The organism is Reinekea forsetii (assembly GCF_002795845.1).
In the GTDB taxonomy this organism is placed as follows: domain Bacteria; phylum Pseudomonadota; class Gammaproteobacteria; order Pseudomonadales; family Natronospirillaceae; genus Reinekea; species Reinekea forsetii.
Map to the genome: position 1 here is coordinate 3287694 of NZ_CP011797.1, position 19176 is coordinate 3306869.

Below are 19176 nucleotides of genomic sequence, written 5' to 3' on the forward strand. Positions count from 1 at the left end.
ACCGATGCAGCCTTAGGCGGCACCGGACTATTCGTCACGCAGATGTTTCAAGGCCTCGTCTAAGCTTTTGACGGCCAGCACAGTAATGCCCTCGATCGGTTTGCGCGGTTTGTTGCCGAGCGGCACGATGGCCTTTTTAAAGCCATGCTTGGCGGCTTCGACAATGCGTTCTTGACCATTGGGCACTGGCCGAACTTCCCCATTCAAACCAATTTCGCCGAAGGCGATCCATTCGTTCGGTAGGGGCCGATCCCGCAGACTCGATAAGATAGCCAGCACACTGGCCAGATCCGCGGCCGTTTCGGTGACCCGCACGCCGCCCACGACATTGATAAAGACATCCTGATCGCCGGTAAAGACACCGCCGTGGCGATTCAGTATCGCTAACAACATATTCAAGCGATTGGCATCCAGACCGACCGCCACGCGCCGGGGATGGCCCATGGTGGTGCCATCGACCAGTGCCTGAAATTCGATCAACATTGGTCGTGTGCCTTCCCACACCACGGTCACGATAGAACCGGAGGAGGCCGCATCGGAGCGATTCAGGAAGATCGAGCTGGGGTTTTTAACTTCCTTCATACCGCTGTCGAGCATCGCGAACACGCCCAGCTCATTGACCGCACCAAAGCGATTTTTGATCGCGCGCAGAGTCCGGTAGCGCGAATCGGCGGAGCTTTCGAGCATCACCGAGGCATCAATCATATGTTCTAGCACCTTCGGCCCAGCCAGAGTGCCGTCTTTGGTGACATGGCCAACCATGATCAGAATAGTGCCGGTCTGCTTAGCGAAACGGGTCAGCCAGGCGGCCGATTCGCGCACTTGCGACACACTGCCGGGCGCCGAGTCGACATCCGGGGCAAACATCACCTGGATCGAATCGATCACCAGTATCTTCGGGTCCAGCTCCTTGGCGACTTCGGTAATCCGCGCGACGCTGGTTTCGCAGAGAATTTTCAAATCGTCGCGCGGCAGATTCAAGCGTTGCGCGCGCAAGGCAATTTGCTGCACCGACTCCTCGCCGGTGACATAGAGCACCGAATGCTCACTCGCCAGATGGCAGAGGGTTTGCAACAACAGCGTGCTCTTGCCGGCGCCCGGGTGACCGCCGATCAACACGGCGCTGCCTGGCACCAGGCCGCCGCCCAAGACCCGATCGAACTCGCCGATACCGGTGACGATGCGCGTCTGATCCGCCAGGTCAACGGCGCTCAGCGTTTGCACTCCGGCCTGACTGCCGGTGTACCCTTGAAAGCGCTCATCCTGGGCAAAGTTGGGTCGCCCGGTCGGGTCCTTGGCCTCACGGAATTCCTTGAGCGTGTTCCAGGCCTTGCACTCGGTACATTGACCCTGCCACTTGGCGTAGTCGGCACCACAGTCGGTACAGACCAGTTGAATCTTATTTTTAGCCACTGTAGATATATCCAGTAAAATGATCTCTGTGGCCTTTATAACCAAAGCCCGGCCAGCACTCAAGTAAAAGCTTTGCATGCACAGCACTTGATCTCTGCCGCGCGCCCTCTCATCATGGTCGCAACTTCGCCCGATCTGCACTGAGCAACCCTATGACGCCGATGAATTGGCACCAGCTGTTAACCACCGCCCGCTTTGGTCACGATGCCCCCGGCCCTGCCGACATGGGCCGCAGCCACTTCCACAAGGATCACGACCGAATCGTCTTTTCCGGCGCCTTTCGCAAGCTCGGTGGTAAAACGCAGGTGCATCCACTGGCCAAGTACAACCATATTCACAATCGACTCATTCACTCGATGGAAGTCGGCAGTGTTGGCCGCAGCCTAGGTATCAGGGTCGCCGAGATCATTAAAGATCAGCTGCCTGAGGGTATTGAGCCCGACGATCTGGGTATTATTGTACAAGCTGCCTGCCTGGCGCACGATATTGGCAATCCGCCGTTCGGTCATGCTGGCGAATATGCGATCCAGGATTGGTTTAAGCGGGCCGACAACCAGATGTTTTTGTCGGGTTTGACCGATTTGGAAAAGCTCGACCTGCAGTGCTTTGAAGGCAATGCCCAGGGTTTCCGTACCCTCGCCCAGGTTGAGTACCATCTTAATAACGGCGGCCTACGCCTAACCTTTCCGACCCTGGGTACATCGCTGAAGTATCCCTGGACCGCCGAGCAGGCCGGCGCCAATGGCAAGTTTTCCTGCTTTCGCAGTGAACACCGCTTTCTCCAGGAACTGGCCAACCGGCTTGGCCTGATCCAGCAGCCCGATGGTCGCCTAGCGCGCCACCCACTCAGCTATCTGATGGAGGCGGCCGATGATATTTGTTACGCGCTAATCGACTTAGAAGATGCGGTGGAGCTGAGCATTATCGAATTTGTCGAGGTCGAGGAGATCTTTCTCGATATCCAGGGCACCAAGGTCCTCAACCTCAACAACAGCGGCAATATTTCCCCAGGCCGCCAACTCTCGGCGCTGCGCAGTAAGACCATCGGCTGCATCGTCGATGCGGTGGTCGCGACGTATGTGACCCACCTCGATTCGATCATGGCGGCAACCTTTACCGGAGATCTAATCTCCGCCTGCCCTGAGCGCATTCGCAATGGCATCAACCGGGCCAAGAATCTGGCCATCAACAAGGTCTTTATGGATGTGCAGAAAACCGAAACCGAGATCGGCGCTTATACGGTCTTATCGGTGCTGTTAAAAACCTTTATCGAGGCAGGCTTTGAGTTTCACCAAAAACGCGATCGAAAGACTTTGTCCTATCGCACCAAGCGGGTGTTCGACCTGATGGCCGGCGAGGCCCCGACCGAGCAAATGAGTCAATATGAGATCTATCAACGCATGGTCGACAATATCGCCGGTATGACCGACAATTACGCGCTCTACCTAGCCAAGCAAATTTCCGCACCCAGCTAGGCCCCGATGCGCAAAAACCGCGCGCCACTATCCCAGCAGCGCACACCGTTCAGTGCCCAAAAAGATGATCTGTGTGCGGTGTGGGCTAAGTCAATACCTTAAGATGGAGGACTCTTTTAGCCAGCAGTCCATCTATGCGCGCAGTGTTAAATTTCTATCAGGGTCTGGGGGTGCATCAGGCCAAACTCTGGGCCGCACTGGCATTATTGATCACCCTTGTTCTGCCCACGACCGATTGGCCGGCGCTCTCGGGGCTCAATCCGGCTCAGGTCAAGGCGGTCTTGATTCTCCTGTTAGCCGCGGTCTTGTGGGTTAGTGAGTGGTTACCCCTGTTTATTGTTAGCTTTATCATCCTCGCTCTAGAATTGCTCTGGCTGTCGCCAGCGCTAGCTCAGTTGGGTCAACCGATCGGCGATGCCCTATTCTTCGCGCCCTTTTTTTCCAATATTATTCTGCTTTTTCTGGGCGGTTTTGTCTTATCGAGCCTGATGCAAAAGGCCGGACTCGACACCCGCTTTGCCCATTGGATTTTGCAGCTGACCCAGGGCGAACCGAGCACCACCCTGGCCGGTATCATCGCCGTCTGCGCATTTTTATCGATGTGGATGAGCAATACTGCAACGGCGGCGATGATGTTAACCATGGTGCTACCGCTGGCTGAGCGTTTGCGCGTCGGCACCCCCTTTCGGGTGGGCTTGATTCTGTCGATTCCGCTGGCCTGTAATCTAGGCGGTATCGGCACCCCCATTGGCACACCGCCTAACGCCATTGCCATGAGCTACCTAGCGGCCAAGGACATCCAAGTGAGTTTTCTGGAGTGGATGATGCTCACCCTACCCTTCCTGCTAATAGCCTTGACGCTGCTCTGGTTTGCCCTGTTGAAGGTCTATCCGCCGGGCACCGCTAGGTTGGACATAGGCACGGTCGAGGCCGAGCCTCTAAGGGCTCGCCAATGGCTGTCTATAGGGATCTTTGTGCTCACTGTCCTGGGTTGGCTTGTTGGCGGCCAGTTCGGGATAAAGACCGGCACCGTGGCGCTCTTTCCCATTATTGCTGCCTTTTGGTTGGCTATTCTGGATCAGTCTGATTTTCGTGCCTTACCTTGGGACGTGCTCTTTATGGTCGCGGGCGGCATTGCCCTAGGCGTTGCGATCGACATTACCGATATGGGGTGCGTGATTGTCGGTTGGTTGCCCAGCACCGGCAGCTTTACCTTGCTGGTCGGCGCTTTGGTACTGGTCGCCGCACTACTCGGCACCGTTATGAGTAACACGGCAACCGCCGGACTGTTAATTCCCCTCGTGGTGTCCTTGAGTTTGCCGACCGAGCAGCTCTTTGTGCTGGTACTCGCCATTACGCTGAACTGCTCCATGGCGATGATTTTACCGGTTAGCACACCGCCCAATGCCATCGCCTTTGGCTCCGGAGTCATCAGCGTCAAGGACCTGGCCCGGATGGGCACCTTGATGGCGATCCTGGGCTTGGTGACCGCCTTTACTTTGGGCCCGCTCTATTGGTTCTGGGTCCTCAACTAACAACTAACAACTAACAACTAACAACTAACAATGTAAATGTCACAACAATAAGGAGTTTAAATGGACGTGTATATTCAACAGTGTCAACACTGCCGGTCGCGGAATCTGCGCAATATCCTCGTCCGAGATGACGCTCAGCGGGTCTATGTCCAGTGCCGTCAGTGCGACCAGCTGGTGGCGCGCTATATCATCGCCCCAGGCGGATATTTTCACGAAGGCAAGGATTATGAGAGCTTCTTGCGGACCAGGATGCTCGACGGCGGCTTCTTGTCGGGACGCGATTTAAAGGCTGCGTTCCAGGACGTATCTGACAGCTGCGCGAAGGGCTTCGATGAGGCCGTTAGACGTGGTCAAAAAAAATATGGTGATCCATTGCCCTAGCCCTTGTGGCATAGGCTACTAAGGAGAACAATACAAACCATCCGTTTTGCCAGCTGATGCGTAAGAATCGGAATTGTTTTAGGAGACCCGCCATGAAAACCATTGCCCTATTTGCCAGCGCCACCCTGTTAAGTGCCTGTAGCCAGTTGCCGGTCAGTATCTATGCCGACACCCCGATCCAGTTTGATCCGATGAGTTTCTTCAACAATCAGATCCATGCCGAAGGCTTTGTGCGCGATCGCAGCGGCGAAGTCAGCCGCACCTTCACCGCCCAAATCAGTGCCACTTGGGACGAACAGGGCGGAGTGCTCGATGAACTCTTTACTTGGAGCGATGGCGAGATCCAGACACGCGTTTGGCAGTTCCGCAAGACCGGCGAGCAAACCTATGTCGGCACCGCGGCCGATGTCATCGGAGACGCCCAGATGGAGTTTGCCGGCAATGCCATCCATATGAATTATGTCCTCGATGTTCCCCTGGCCTCGGGTAAAAACATCGGCATTCGCATGGACGACTGGCTCTATCAGGTCAGTGACAACTCCATCGTCAATGTGACCTCAATGTCAAAATTTGGTTTTTCGGTCGGCGAAGTGGTACTGACCATGCGCGTGATCGACTAGGTTTTTAAGATTAGCCATAAAAAAACCGCGTAATACGCGGTTTTTTTACTTCTGAGTAAGCCTCAACCCTAGAGGTGTTCGACTTTCTCAATCTCATATTCGACCACGCCGCCGGGCACCTTAACGACAACCGTATCGCCTTCTTCCTTGCCGATCAACGCTCGAGCAATCGGTGAGTTCAAGGAGATCTTGTTGACCTTAACGTTGGCCTCATCATCACCGACGATCTTATAGGTCACGCCCTGATCGGTTTCAACATTAAGCAGACTTACCGTAGTGCCGAAGATTATTTTTCCGGTGACCGGTATATCGTGCACATTGATCACCTGGGAGCCGGATAGCTTACCTTCGATATCTTGAATCCGCCCTTCGATAAAGCCCTGCTGCTCACGCGCGGCATGGTATTCAGCGTTTTCTTTCAAGTCACCGTGCGCGCGGGCTTCGGCGATAGCAATAATTACCGCGGGCCGACGCACAGATTTTAATTCTTTGAGCTCGTTTTGAAGCGCCAATTCACCTTCAACGGTCATTGGATATCGTTGCATGCGATGTTCCTTTCTCATTTAAAAAGGGCGCCAGGCGCCCTTTGATCGTCTGTACTTGACCGTTATTATGACTGACTGAGCATGGCATGCAAGTCTTGCAGGCGGTTTACAGACGGCTCTTGCTGCAACTGGATGGCCATCACGGAGGCCTCGGCACCGGCCAAGGTCGTGGTGTAATAAACCTTATGTTGCAGTGCACCCTTACGGATCTCGCCACTGTCGACCAGCGACTGCCGGCCTTCGGTGGTATTGATCACAAAGGCAACTTCATCATTTTTGATCAGATCGACCAGATGCGGACGGCCTTCCTTGAACTTATTCACCGCCGAGGTCGGCAAACCCTGATCGCTAAAGAACTGCGCCGTACCCCGGGTAGCAACCACATCAAAACCCAGTTCGGTCAGGCTACGCGCCATCACCAACGCCGCGGCCTTATCTTTATTCTTGACCGAAATAATCACCTTACCCGAGGTCGGTAACACCGCACCGGCACCAACAGCAGCCTTAGCAAAGGCTTCAGCAAAGGTCTTGCCGGTGCCCATGACTTCGCCGGTCGATTTCATTTCCGGGCTTAACACCGGATCGACACCGTGGAATTTATTAAACGGCATGACCGCTTCTTTGACCGAGAAATAGCTCGGAATAATCTCTTCGGTAAAGCCCAATTCCAACAGAGTTTTACCGGTCATCACCTGGGCGCCGATCTTGGCCAATGACACACCGATGGCCTTGGACACGAAAGGCACGGTGCGCGAGGCACGCGGGTTCACTTCGATGATATAGAGTTTTTCATCCTGCCAGGCCATCTGGACGTTCATCAAGCCGATTACATTAAGCTCCAGCGCCATCGCCTTGACCTGCTCACGGATCATGTTTTGCGCAGGCATCGGCAGGCTATAGGGCGGCAGCGAACAGGCCGAGTCACCGGAATGGACGCCCGCCTGTTCGATATGTTGCATGATAGCGCCGATAACAACACGTTCGCCGTCGCTGACACAGTCGATGTCCATTTCGATAGCATCATCGAGGAAGCGATCGAGCAGCACCGGCGAGTCATTCGACACCTTGACCGCGTCATTCATATAGCGGCGCAAGTCTTTTTCCTGGTAGACGATTTCCATGGCTCGGCCGCCCAAGACATAGGACGGTCGCACTACCAGGGGATAACCAATGCGGTTAGCGATCAACACGGCCTCATCGAGGCTACGCGCGGTACCGTTCTCCGGCTGCAACAGATTCAGCCGTTCAACCATCACCTGGAAGCGCTCACGGTCCTCGGCTCGGTCGATGGCATCCGGGCTGGTGCCAATAATGGGCACACCGGCCGCTTCGAGGGCACGCGCCAATTTCAATGGTGTCTGGCCACCGTACTGGACGATGACACCCTTGGGTTTTTCCAGATCGATGATCTCGAGTAAATCTTCCAAGGTGACGGGCTCAAAGTAGAGCCGATCGGAGGTGTCGTAATCGGTCGAGACAGTTTCCGGATTACAGTTCACCATAATGGTTTCGTAACCGTCTTCACGCGCCGACAGGGCAGCGTGCACACAGCAATAATCGAATTCGATGCCCTGGCCGATACGGTTCGGACCACCGCCGATGACCATGATTTTCTCGCGATCGGTCACCGCCGCTTCGCATTCTTCATCGTAGGTCGAATACATATAGGCGGTATCCGATTTAAATTCCGCGGCACAGGTATCCACCCGCTTATAGACCGGGCGCACGTTTTGGGCCCAGCGCTTCTTGCGCAGTTCCTGTTCACTGACACCGAGCAGATGAGCCAGACGCAGGTCCGAGAAGCCCTTGCGTTTCAGGCTGCGCATCAGCGCCTCATCGAGGTCTTTCAGGCCTTTGCTGCTGAGGGCTTTTTCATCGGCGAGCAAATCTTCGATCTGTACCAGGAACCAAGGATCGATGCCGGTCAGCTCATTAATATCGGTCACCGACATGCCCGAACGGAAGGCATCGGCGACGTACCAGATTCGGTCAGGACCGGCTTCGCGCAATTCGCGCACGATAATTTCATTGGCATTGTCTGCGTTCAGGTCAACATAGCTGTCAAAACCACAGGCGCCCACTTCCAGACCGCGTAACGCTTTCTGCAAGGATTCTTGAAAATTACGGCCAATCGCCATGACTTCACCGACCGACTTCATCTGAGTCGTTAAGCGATCATTAGCCTGGGGGAACTTCTCGAAGGCAAAGCGCGGTATCTTGGTGACGACGTAGTCAATGCTCGGCTCAAACGAGGCCGGGGTGACGCCACCGGTGATTTCGTTCTGCAACTCGTCGAGCGTATAGCCGACTGCCAGCTTGGCGGCGACCCGAGCAATCGGGAAGCCAGTGGCCTTCGAAGCCAGGGCGGACGAGCGCGACACACGTGGGTTCATTTCGATGATCACCATGCGGCCGGTCGCCGGATCGATGCCGAACTGGACGTTCGAACCGCCAGTCTCGACGCCAATTTCACGCAGCACCGCCAGTGAGGCGTTACGCATGATTTGATATTCTTTGTCGGTTAGCGTTTGCGCCGGCGCAACGGTAATGGAGTCGCCGGTATGAATGCCCATCGGGTCAAAGTTTTCGATGGCGCAAATAATGATGCAGTTATCATTTTTGTCGCGCACCACTTCCATCTCGAATTCTTTCCAGCCAATCAGGCTTTCGTCGATCAGCAATTCATTGGTCGGCGACAGGTCGAGCCCGCGGCGACAGATCTCTTCAAATTCTTCTTTGTTGTAGGCAATACCGCCGCCACTGCCGCCCATGGTAAAGCTCGGACGAATGATCGACGGAAAGCCCAGGCGTTCGGCGATCACAATGGCTTCTTCGAGCGTGTGCGCGATGCCGGATCGGGGGGTATCGAGGCCAATTGACTTCATCGCCTTATCGAAGCGACTGCGATCTTCGGCCTTATCGATGGTGTCGGCATTGGCACCGATCATTTCCACACCGTATTTGGCGAGAACGCCGTGCTTCTCCAGATCGAGTGCGCAATTGAGCGCCGTCTGGCCACCCATGGTCGGCAACACTGCATCCGGACGTTCTTTTTCGATGATTTTTTCCACGACCTGCCAGGTGATCGGCTCTATGTAGGTGGCATCGGCCATGGTCGGGTCGGTCATGATGGTGGCCGGATTCGAGTTGACCAGGATGACCCGATAACCCTCTTCGCGTAACGCCTTACATGCTTGTGCACCGGAATAGTCAAACTCACAGGCCTGGCCAATCACAATGGGCCCAGCGCCGAGGATCAGAATGCTTTTTAGGTCAGTACGTTTTGGCATGGTTTCTCACAAATTCTGAATGCTAGTGTATGCAACTGCCCCAGCAATTGGGGCAGTGTCGGGTCACCTTAGGACTGGCGTTGGCTCATATAATCAATAAATTGATCAAACAAGGGCGCGCAATCGTGTGGACCGGGACTTGCTTCCGGATGGCCTTGGAAGCTAAAGGCAGCCTTGTCAGTATGCCGTATGCCCTGCAGTGACTGGTCAAACAAGGACCGGTGCGTGGCCACCAAATGGCCTGGCAAACTGCTTTCTTCGATGGCAAAACCGTGGTTTTGACTGGTGATCATCACCGTCTGGTCGGCCAGTACCGCGACCGGATGGTTGGCACCGTGATGACCAAACTTCATCTTGCCGGTTTGCGCACCGCAAGCCAGGCCCAACAACTGATGGCCCAAACAGATCCCGAAGACCGGGATATTGGTAGTTAAAATCTCAGCAATGGCGCGAATGGCATAGTCGCACGGTTCCGGATCGCCCGGCCCGTTGGACAAAAATACGCCATCAGGGGCGAGCGCCAGAACATCGGCAGCCGGCGTTTGCGCCGGGACCACGGTGATGCGGCAACCGCGATCAGCAAGCATGCGCAGAATGTTGCGTTTGACCCCGAAATCATAGGCGACGACGTGAAACTTGCTGGTATCGGGTTGGGTATGACCAACGCCTAATTGCCAGCTGCCTTCGGTCCACTGATAGGGCGCCTTAACACTGACTACCTTGGCCAAATCCATGCCTTTCAAGCCGGCAAAACCCTTGGCCAACGCTAAGGCGCGATCGACGTCGATGTTCTCACCGGCCATGATGCAACCGTTTAGAGCACCCTTTTCGCGCAGAATTCGGGTCAGACGACGAGTGTCAATATTACCGATAGACACTATATTGCGTGCTTTCAGGTAGTCGGCGAGCGATTGCTCACTGCGGAAGCTGCTGTGCATCAGCGGTACGTCGCGAATCACTAGACCCGACGCCCAGACCTGATCGGACTCTTCATCTTCCGAGTTCACGCCGGTATTGCCGACATGGGGATGGGTCAGGGTGACGATTTGCTGGGCATAGGATGGATCCGTGAGGATCTCTTGGTAGCCGGTCATGGAGGTATTAAATACCACTTCACCAATGGCTTCACCAACGGCACCAAAGCCGATACCGTTGAAAATACTTCCGTCTTCGAGCGCGAGTATGGCAGGCGTACTCAAGATCCGTTCTCCTATCAGTTGCATGAATGGACGATTGAGAAATTGACCCGTTAGACCGGTTTTACCTCACCCCAATTCGTAAAAAAGCGAGATGAAGATAACTTCATCCCGCTTCGTTATTTGCCGTTGCAGCATAACGCCACGACAAGCTAATTTTTTGGTGCGGTCAGGGTGTAGTTTCTGCTGGTCAAACGTCTCAGCTGGGTGCATTTGCAGCCCAAAATTTCGCGGATATTACAGGATTTTGGCACTTTTTGTCCATTAAATTTTTACGGTATTTAGGTAACGGGCCCTTCTCACACTGCACAGAGCAAATAGTTACCTTTAAGTGGCTCGCCTAATGGACCGATTTAACACCAGGAACGGTGGCCAGACAGAGCATTTTGGCAACCGATCGAGCCACCATTAAATCCTGCTCACCTGTGGCACGGCCTTTAAAAAGCTGGCATTATCAAACTTACATAAGGCCGCCCAACAGGCATTGCCATGTCACAAACTAGCCAATTGATTGACACGCTCAAAAAAATTCTACGTGAGCGCAAAATTACCTATGCCGATGTCGCAACCCACCTAAATCTCAGCGAAGCCAATGTTAAGCGCATGTTTTCCAAACGGCACTTCACCCTCAATCGACTCGAAGCTATCTGCTCACTGGCCAATGCCGATCTGGGTTACCTGATTACCCGGATGCATGAGGGCTCGATGATCATCGACGAGTTAACGCTGGAAGCCGAACAAGATCTGATCGCCAACATCAAGTTATTGTTGATGGCCCAATTACTGATCAACCGCTGGACATTGGACGATATAGTGTCTATCTATAATTTTGACGAACACGAGGCCACTCGCCTGCTGGCAAAACTTGATCGGCTCGGCTTTATCGAACTGCTGCCAGGCAATCGGGTCCGCACACTGGTGTCGCGCAACTTTAAGTGGATTCAGAACGGACCGGTACATAAATACTTCGAAAATCATGTCGCCGGGGAGTTCTTCAACTGCACTTTCAACCCCAAGGCCGGCGAACTACTGGTCTTCATGGCTGGCATGCTAACTCGTCAATCGAACCGCCATATGCAAAACAGCATGCGCCGGCTGGCGCGCGAGTTTGATGACCTCTGTAAGGAAGATGGCAAACTGCCAGTCAGTGAAACCTATGGCTCTGGAATAGTGTTGGCGTTGCGGCCTTGGGAGCTGAGTGTCTTTGCCGAGTATCGCCGAGTACCCAACACCAAAAAATTCTAATGCCGCTACTATCTGGAATGGAATCGACAATGCGCCTTTCGGCCTTACTTTGAGGGGCTTGAACATATTTTGCTGCTGGTCAAATAGGACAAGCTGGGATTAGACGGTGGTATCGAGATTAAAGCCCACAGCTTGTTGCTGCTGGGTCATGTAGGCCGCAGTTTGGGCCATTTGCTTACCGGCCTGACTGATATCTGTGAACACGTCCAACGGTAAGCGCTCGGTGTCAGTGCTAGTGCGCAGCACGTCATCGTTTACCGCCGCGCTGTTGGCTTCGGTTATGGCGACGTCTTCTCTGTTTAATTCGGCCTGCTCGCCACGCTCTTCAGCAGCCTTGATACTTTGTTCGCGATCAACCTGGCGGATCTCAACTTGCGCATCGTGCACCATTTGAGACGCTATGACAGCCACGCGGCGGTCTTGAATCGATGGCTCGGCCGGCGCTAAAGCCGCCCGATGAACCTGCTCGGCTTTTTGCAGTGTCGCTTCTGGGTCGCCCATCACTCGACCGACATTGATGGGCACCTCACCGGCGACAGCATAACGCTTGCCATCTGGGCCAAATTCAAATGTAAAGGCCATGGCGCCGGTGTGCTGACCGCCCACTGATTTATGAGCCTGCTCATGCGCCCGAACTTCGCGATCGAGGCTTGCCAATTCGCGCACCAGATCGACCTCGCCTTCCAGCTTAATACGATCGTGCTCGGCTTGGTGCGACGCCTCTTTAGTTCGCTCCTCTTGGTGCGCTGCCTTGTCTCGATTGTCGACAGAGACCGCGTCAACAGCCTCCCGAGACAGGCTGGGCTGCGCTTCAACCGAACCATTGGTCTTGGATCCGCTCGCCAAGGCGGCCGCAGAGGCCAAGGCCTGTTCTGATTCGAGCCGGCCGGGCTGACTGATAAGCGCGGCCCGCGAGCCCGCCGTGGCGGCAGCCTCGTCAACGGGTGCAAAAACCGCCGCATCATTTTCCCGCCGCAGACGCAGCTGGTTCGCCGGGTCCGCAGACGGGGCAAAAGTCGGGGTTATCGCATTTGGGAACACGCCACTTATGGTCGACATCGAGTCTTTGGTTACCTTTTTACACTTTTATATCAACAAGCGTCCCTAAGGTCTCGCTCGCTGTTTGAATAATTTTGCTACTGCCTTGCACCTGGATTTTTGCCAGAATTTGTTCAACCATAGGAGCGGCCCCCTGTTGCGGGCCACCCTCGATGGGTGCCACACTGGCTTGACCAATCCGCTCGGCGCTTTGGTTCAGCTGATCGTAACCACGCTGAACTCCAACACCTCCGGCATTCATTACTGACGCTATCATATCGCCACCCTATCGCTTTTGACGTAAACCAAGCTAAAAACTAAATAGGTGTCTTTTTGATATAGATTCAGCCCTGGTTATATGTTAACCAATAGCGCGAATTTTACTGTTACTTTTTGTTAATAAATCTCTTAGACGTCGCACATGCAATTGCTCGCCATCTGGGTTTGCGGGTAGGTTTCAAATTTGATTCCGCCAAATGACGTAAAATTGACTTTTTATTAGCATTTATATGTCAAAAAACCGATCATCGAGCCAGGCTGCTGGGGCTGCTTCACCCACCCCTAAAAATGGCATAGTACCCAGCAGAGGAGCCGGGATGCGACTGATAAGACTCTGAATGTTGGCGTCTAAGCTCGTCATCTGCGGATCAATGCAGTTAGCGACCCAGCCGGCAAGCCTTAGGCCATCGCGCTGAATCGCCTCAATCGTGAGCAAGCTATGATTCAGGCACCCTAGCCGCATACCCACGACCAGAATTACATCAAGATTCAACTCTATAGCCACGTCGGCCAATGTCTCCCGATTATTAAGTGGCACCCGCCAGCCGCCAGCACCCTCGATCAACGTCAGCTGGGCCTGCTGAGTCATTAGCGTGCCACGACAAAAGCCCGCCAAACGCTGCGCCGTGAGCCGGCGCTGCTCCATGTCGGCGGCTAGATGCGGCGCCAGAGCGGCGCGCAACAAGACGGGATTAACCTGCTCATAGGGTAGCTTAAGGGTCGACACCGCCAGCAGGCGCCGGGCATCATCATTCGACCAGTGCCCGTCGATCAGGTCGGCACCCGCCGCCAAGGGCTTCAGACCGAGAGTGGTCAAGCCACGCTGTTGCCCAGCCCGAAGCAGTGCCTCGGTGATATGGGTCTTACCGACGTCGGTATCGGTGCCGGCAATAAAATAACGTTTTTTCATAGGGCTTTTCGCACAATTAGGTAAAAGACATCCCAGGTCGCCGGGTAACGGCCATCAGCACAAATAAATTCTTCATAGGCACGCAACATCGGGCGTAAATGGCCAACCGCTGGTGTATGTTGTCGTTCTACATGGTGCGCGCCGAGGGCTTTGAGCTCTCGCACCAGATTCAGTGGGGCATCATAGCGCACCTCCAGCTGTTCTTCGTGCCAGAGGGTAAGAGTCAGCGATGACGCCGCGATGGCCGCCTGCCAATCGCTGGCCGGCAGGAATCGATTTACATGTGTTGCCTGATCCACTTGCGCCCAGGCTTGACGCAATTCAGCCAAGGTTTTCGGTCCGAGTGTACTCAGGGCTAAATAGCCACCCGGCTTGAGGACCTGGGCCAGCCGGTTGATAAAGGCGTCCGGCCGATCCAACCATTGTACCGCCAAACTGGAGACCGCCAAATCGACACTGTTGTCGGCTAGGGGCGGATTTTCCAGATCGGCCTGCACCGGGCTCACCTGTGCCACCCGCTGTCGAGCGCGCGCCAACATCGGTTCAGCCAGATCCAGCGCGGTCAATAGGCTCGGTTGGAAACGTTGAGCTAAGCTCGGCAGGCAATAGCCGGTCCCAGTCCCCAGATCGACCACATGGCCCGCTTGGCGTAGCGGTAATTCACTTACCTGAGCCATAAGTTGATCTGCGACCCGACGCTGCAGGTGAGCGGCACCGTCGTAATGCTCAGCGGCTCGACCAAAAACCTGGGCGACGGCGCGCTTATCCATGCTCTTTTATCCAGTCTGCAACCCGACGCGGCGCACTCAGCGGCAAGCTGTGATGACCCGCCATGGCCGTGACGCTACTGGCCTTGCCGGCCCAGACTTGGCGCGCGCTGCCGAACGGCACCAACAGGTCGTCGTGCGCCAACAACAGATGCACTGGGCATGCGATGGGCTGCTGACGGAGGTCTATTTCATAAAGCCAATGCAAACTGGCAAGCTGATCGCCGGCCAACAAAAAAGGCATCATAAACCCGCTCCGAACGGGATCGACCAGCTGAGCAAAACGACCCCGAGTGGCCACTGGATTGATCCTGTATCGAGCCATAAAGGCGTCCGCCACGCCCGAGTCCAGGCCAGCGGCCCCGGCAAATTGGAGATTGGCGTTAAGCACAAAGACGGCCTTGACCTTGGCGCTTAGGCTGGCTAACTCACAGGCCAACATCCCACCCAAGGACCAACCGACCAGAGTAACTCCCTCGTCCAAGGCGGCAACTTGCTCGGTCAACCAGTCGGCACGACTCAGTGCTGTATCGGCAAATGACAGCACCCTTTCGTCAGTATCTGCACCTAACTCAGCACGTAATTCGTCAAATATTTGACTATTCGCATGCCAACCCGGTAACCAGACACGATTCATGTAACGTCCGCCAATGCATTAAGCAGTTGATCGACCTGCGCCAGGCTGTGACTAGCACTCAGGGTCACGCGTAATCGGGCGGTATTGACCGGCACCGTCGGGGGGCGGATAGCGGTGACCAGCAAGCCCCGCGCTCTTAGCTGCGCGCTTAACTGCAGCGCGGCTTCATTGGCACCGACCAAAATGGGTTGAATCGCTGTTGCGGAGGGCATCAGCTGGTAACCCAGATGCCTGACCCCTTGACGCAAGTGCCCGATCAGCGTTTGTAGGTGCGCTCGCTCAGCGTCGGCGCCATGCACCAGCGTTAAGGCCATGCGCGTGGCCGCCGCCAAGGCCGGCGGTGTTGCCGTGGTATAGATATAGGGTCGGGCCGTCTGCAATAGATAGTCGATGGTGGTTTTGTCGCCAGCGACGAAAGCACCCGAGGTGCCAAAAGCTTTGCCCAGGGTTCCGACCAATAGCGGAACGTCGGCACTGGTTAAGCCCACGGCATTAACCAAGCCAGATCCATGCGGGCCCAGCACGCCAATGCCGTGCGCGTCATCGACCAACAGCCAAGCGGCATGTTCTGCGCAGAGGCGGGAGACATCCAGCAAGGGCGCACAATCGCCGTCCATCGAAAAAACCCCATCGCTGACCACCAGTTTCTTACCCATGGCCAGGCCGAGCTGACGTCTGAGGTGGGCCATATCATTGTGCCGAAAGCGCAGCATCTTGGCTTGCGAGAGCAGCGCGCCATCGATCAGCGAAGCGTGATTCAGGCGGTCCTGCACGATGGTGTCGCGCCGTGACATCAGCGCCGACATAACGCCGACGTTGGCCATATAGCCGGAACTGAAGACCAGGGCCGCCTCCCGACCGGTAAAGGCTGCCAATTCCTGTTCGAGCAGTTCGTGTTCGCGGTGGTGGCCACTGACCAGATGCGAGGAACCCGAGCCGACGCCATACTGGTCAATCCCTTCTTTCATCGCCTGGGCGATCGCCGGATGATTGGCCAGGCCGAGGTAGTCGTTACTGCAAAAGGACAACAGCCTCTGGCCATCGACTGTCGGGGTAATGCTTTGCGCGGACTGCAATTGCAGCCGGCTGCGCATCAGATGATCGGCTTGTCGGGCAGCCAGATGGACCGCCATATCGGAAAAATTTTTCAATGCAGTTGTCGCGGCCTTGCTGGGCAAGTGCGCTCCGGTTGGAAATTAAGGGGCGATTGTGTCAGCTGCGCTGCGCAATCGATGGCCGTGGCTCTGGGCTATGTCTAGGGGCTATGTCTAGGGACTATGTCTAAGGCCCAAGGCCTAAGGCCTAAGGCTCAGACCAGCGTGGCGTCGTAAAAGCGGGCGTTGTTGCGTTTTGGACAGGTCGCCGGGTCGAACTGTTCAACCGCGTCTTGTGCGCCCATATTACGCTGTTCAGGGACGATACCCAGCTTAACGAACAGGGCCTTATCAAGATTCGCTTCGGGGTTGGCCGTAGTCAGTAAGGTTTCGCCATAAAAGATCGAGTTGGCTCCGGCGAAAAACGCCATCGCCTGCATTTCTTCGCTCATCTGTTCGCGTCCGGCTGAGAGGCGAACGTGTGACGCTGGCATCAAGATGCGCGCAACGGCTATGGCTCGTAAGAACTCAATCGGGTCGAGATCTTCAACCTCTGCCATCGGGGTGCCTTCGACCTTAACCAGCATATTGACTGGCACACTCTCAGGGTGCGGATTGAGATTCGACAACTGAATAAACAGCCCGGCGCGATCGGACAGGCCCTCGCCCATGCCCAGGATGCCACCAGAACAGATCTTCATGCCCGAAGAACGCACATTCTGCAGGGTCTCTAGGCGTTCGGAATAACTCCGAGTAGTGATGATTTCGCCATAGTATTCCGGCGAAGTATCGAGATTGTGGTTGTAATAATCGAGACCGGCACCGGCTAATGCCTCGGCCTGCTTGCCTTCGAGCATGCCTAGGGTCATGCAGGTTTCCAGACCGAGCTCCTTGACGCTCTTGACCATATCGAGAATAACAGGAAAATCCTTCTCGCTCGGTGAGCGGTAGGCCGCGCCCATACAAAAGCGGCTCGCGCCGGCGGCCTTGGCGGCCTTGGCCTGCTGAATCACCTTCTCCACCGCGATCAATTTTTCTTTCGCCAGACCGGTATTGTAGTGACCCGACTGCGGACAATATTTGCAATCTTCAGGGCAAGCTCCGGTCTTGATCGAGAGTAGGGTGCTGATTTGAACTTCATTGGGATTGAAATGGGCGCGATGTAAGGTGGCCGCCTGAAACATTAGATCGTTAAAGGGCAATTCAAACAGCTTAACAACTTCGGCAGTTGTCCAGTCATAACGGAATTCGGGGGCAAGGGAGGCAGACATCGGCGTTCTCAAAATCAATGGAATGGCGCCGATAGTAGCGCCATGGCGGCCAAAGTCAATTTACTATATCGACTAACCTTACATCTGGTTAAAAAACAAACAGCTTTGAATTGACTGGGGTAGCCCGTTCACGCGTCCGTCGCCATGACCCCATGCCGAGCGCGAAATGGCCTCAGCCCTGCTCCAAACCCTCGATCAACAGCGCCAGATGGTCGGCCAACTCACGCACCCGCTTAGGCTGGGCACGGCTGGGGGGGAAGAGGATTTGCAAGGGCGCAGGGGGAGGGGAGAAGTCGGCCAACAGTTCAATCAGACGCCCGGCTAGAATATCCGGCCTGACATCCAGTTCTGACTTCAGACTGATGCCGAAACCGGCCAGGGCCCATTGATGGACCAAGGCGCCATCGTTGGCAATTCGATCGCCGCGCACGGTCACAATCTGTTGCAGCGCGTTGGCACCAAAGCGCCAAACATTGTCCAAATTGGCACCAAAGCGCATCACCAGGCAATTGTGTTTTTTGAGATCGACCGGCTTTTTGGGCATCCCGTGTTTTGCCAGATAGGCGGGCGCAGCACAGACCAGTCGCCGCTGCAGGCCCAGGCTTCTAACGCGCAAGGAGCTGTCGGTAACCGAACCAAAGCGCAATGCAATATCCAAACCCTGACCGACAAAATCGACATAGCCGTCCGACAGCACCAATTCGATGGAAATGGCTGGGTGTTTGGCTAAAAAACTGCTGATAGCGGCGGATACATGGGTCCGTCCAATATCACTAGGAGCGCTAATCCGTATCGGCCCGGACAGGGTTTGAGCACCCAAACGGATGCGCGTTTCCAGGTCCTCAACTTCGCCCAGTACCATTTTAGCGCCCTCTAAGAGGGTGCGCCCTTCGTCGGTCAGGCTAATGGCCCGGGTCGTGCGATTCAGCAGCACCACACCAAAATGGGTTTCCAGCGCAGCCAGCCGCTCAGATACCGTTGTCGAGGACAGGCCCACTTCTCGACCGGCCGCAGCCAAGCCGCCTTTTTCGACAATCTTTAAAAACAGCGCGATGTTAGCAAGCAGCATTGTACGACCATGGCGGATTATAATTACGGGTAGCGCTAGTTTATCCGCTTAATCCGATCGGATACAGTTTAGACTTCGTTCTCATACGGGCTGACCCCATGACCCAAATCACCATTGTCGCTAATATCTATGCCAATCTCGGTCAGATCCCCCTCGTTCAAGCCGAATTGGAAAAATTGATTGCCATCACCCTCGGCGAACCGGGCTGCATCCGCTATGAGTTGCATCGCGACAATAACGATCCGGCGCACTTCATGTTTTATGAGACCTGGGCGACCCGCGAGTTATGGCAGGCCCATATGAATAGGCCTCATTTGGCAGCCTATATGCAGGCCACTGACGGTGCTGTAAGCGAATTTACCTTGAATGAGATGACCAGCATTGGCTGATCATTTTAGTATTTTGAAAACC

At 55.1% G+C, this 19176-nt stretch carries 18 protein-coding genes; 6 read left to right on the top strand and 12 right to left on the bottom strand.

Annotation, left to right across the window (positions count from 1 at the left end):
* Positions 1 to 27: 27 nt before the first annotated feature.
* Positions 28 to 1413: a DNA repair protein RadA gene (gene radA / locus REIFOR_RS15060; protein ID WP_100258809.1), complete on the bottom strand. Its 1386-nt coding sequence runs from the start codon at positions 1411 to 1413 to the stop codon at positions 28 to 30.
* Positions 1414 to 1565: 152 nt separating this feature from the next.
* Here radA and REIFOR_RS15065 point away from each other — a divergent pair, with 152 nt between their 5' ends.
* The 4 genes from REIFOR_RS15065 to REIFOR_RS15080 all read left to right on the top strand — a co-directional run bounded on the left by REIFOR_RS15065 (position 1566) and on the right by REIFOR_RS15080 (position 5424).
* Entirely contained in the window at positions 1566 to 2888 is a 1323-nt protein-coding gene (locus REIFOR_RS15065; RefSeq protein WP_100258342.1) for a deoxyguanosinetriphosphate triphosphohydrolase, read from the top strand.
* A gap of 134 nt (positions 2889 to 3022) precedes the next feature.
* Entirely contained in the window at positions 3023 to 4423 is a 1401-nt protein-coding gene (locus REIFOR_RS15070; RefSeq protein ID WP_100258343.1) for an SLC13 family permease, read from the top strand.
* 60 nt (positions 4424 to 4483) lie between these two features.
* Positions 4484 to 4804, top strand: coding sequence for a hypothetical protein (locus REIFOR_RS15075; protein WP_100258344.1), 321 nt, complete (start codon positions 4484 to 4486; stop codon positions 4802 to 4804).
* A gap of 92 nt (positions 4805 to 4896) precedes the next feature.
* Complete coding sequence (locus REIFOR_RS15080; RefSeq protein WP_158524409.1) at positions 4897 to 5424, top strand: DUF3833 domain-containing protein; 528 nt, start codon at positions 4897 to 4899, stop codon at positions 5422 to 5424.
* 68 nt (positions 5425 to 5492) lie between these two features.
* Here the strand turns inward: REIFOR_RS15080 and greA are convergent, their stop codons facing one another.
* The 3 genes from greA to carA form a co-directional block, all read right to left on the bottom strand.
* The gene (greA, locus tag REIFOR_RS15085; RefSeq protein ID WP_100258346.1) at positions 5493 to 5969 is read right to left on the bottom strand and encodes a transcription elongation factor GreA; all 477 of its coding nucleotides are present in this window, start codon (positions 5967 to 5969) and stop codon (positions 5493 to 5495) included.
* Positions 5970 to 6034: 65 nt separating this feature from the next.
* On the bottom strand, positions 6035 to 9259 hold the full coding sequence (gene carB, locus REIFOR_RS15090) for a carbamoyl-phosphate synthase large subunit (RefSeq protein ID WP_100258347.1): 3225 nt from the start codon (positions 9257 to 9259) through the stop codon (positions 6035 to 6037).
* Positions 9260 to 9327: 68 nt separating this feature from the next.
* Positions 9328 to 10458 carry a glutamine-hydrolyzing carbamoyl-phosphate synthase small subunit gene (gene carA, locus REIFOR_RS15095; protein ID WP_100258348.1) on the bottom strand — a complete coding sequence of 377 codons (1131 nt, stop codon included), beginning with the start codon at positions 10456 to 10458 and terminating at the stop codon, positions 9328 to 9330.
* Positions 10459 to 10944: 486 nt separating this feature from the next.
* Between carA and REIFOR_RS15100 the strand changes: the two genes are divergently transcribed.
* Complete coding sequence (locus REIFOR_RS15100; protein ID WP_100258349.1) at positions 10945 to 11700, top strand: helix-turn-helix domain-containing protein; 756 nt, start codon at positions 10945 to 10947, stop codon at positions 11698 to 11700.
* 99 nt (positions 11701 to 11799) lie between these two features.
* On the opposite strand, the gene REIFOR_RS15105 is transcribed toward REIFOR_RS15100, so the two are convergent.
* The 8 genes from REIFOR_RS15105 to REIFOR_RS15140 form a co-directional block, all read right to left on the bottom strand.
* Entirely contained in the window at positions 11800 to 12759 is a 960-nt protein-coding gene (locus tag REIFOR_RS15105) for a putative metalloprotease CJM1_0395 family protein (RefSeq protein ID WP_100258350.1), read from the bottom strand.
* 19 nt (positions 12760 to 12778) lie between these two features.
* Complete coding sequence (locus REIFOR_RS15110; protein WP_100258351.1) at positions 12779 to 13015, bottom strand: hypothetical protein; 237 nt, start codon at positions 13013 to 13015, stop codon at positions 12779 to 12781.
* Between the two features lie 228 nt (positions 13016 to 13243).
* The gene (gene bioD, locus REIFOR_RS15115) at positions 13244 to 13927 is read right to left on the bottom strand and encodes a dethiobiotin synthase (protein ID WP_100258352.1); all 684 of its coding nucleotides are present in this window, start codon (positions 13925 to 13927) and stop codon (positions 13244 to 13246) included.
* A complete protein-coding gene (gene bioC / locus REIFOR_RS15120; RefSeq protein WP_100258353.1) occupies positions 13924 to 14697 on the bottom strand; it encodes a malonyl-ACP O-methyltransferase BioC in 774 nt (257 codons plus the stop codon). The genes bioD and bioC overlap by 4 nt, the downstream gene beginning before the upstream one ends.
* Entirely contained in the window at positions 14690 to 15331 is a 642-nt protein-coding gene (locus REIFOR_RS15125) for an alpha/beta fold hydrolase (RefSeq protein ID WP_100258354.1), read from the bottom strand. Before REIFOR_RS15125 ends, bioC begins: the two co-directional genes overlap by 8 nt.
* On the bottom strand, positions 15328 to 16509 hold the full coding sequence (gene bioF, locus REIFOR_RS15130) for an 8-amino-7-oxononanoate synthase (protein WP_227003703.1): 1182 nt from the start codon (positions 16507 to 16509) through the stop codon (positions 15328 to 15330). The genes REIFOR_RS15125 and bioF overlap by 4 nt, the downstream gene beginning before the upstream one ends.
* 131 nt (positions 16510 to 16640) lie before the next feature.
* Positions 16641 to 17696 (bottom strand): biotin synthase BioB, encoded by a 1056-nt coding sequence (gene bioB, locus REIFOR_RS15135; RefSeq protein ID WP_100258355.1) that lies wholly within the window; start codon positions 17694 to 17696, stop codon positions 16641 to 16643.
* 172 nt (positions 17697 to 17868) lie between these two features.
* Positions 17869 to 18765: a LysR family transcriptional regulator gene (locus REIFOR_RS15140; protein ID WP_100258356.1), complete on the bottom strand. Its 897-nt coding sequence runs from the start codon at positions 18763 to 18765 to the stop codon at positions 17869 to 17871.
* 98 nt (positions 18766 to 18863) lie between these two features.
* On the opposite strand from REIFOR_RS15140, the gene REIFOR_RS15145 reads away from it, so the two are divergent.
* Positions 18864 to 19154 (top strand): putative quinol monooxygenase, encoded by a 291-nt coding sequence (locus REIFOR_RS15145; RefSeq protein ID WP_100258357.1) that lies wholly within the window; start codon positions 18864 to 18866, stop codon positions 19152 to 19154.
* Positions 19155 to 19176 lie beyond the last annotated feature (22 nt).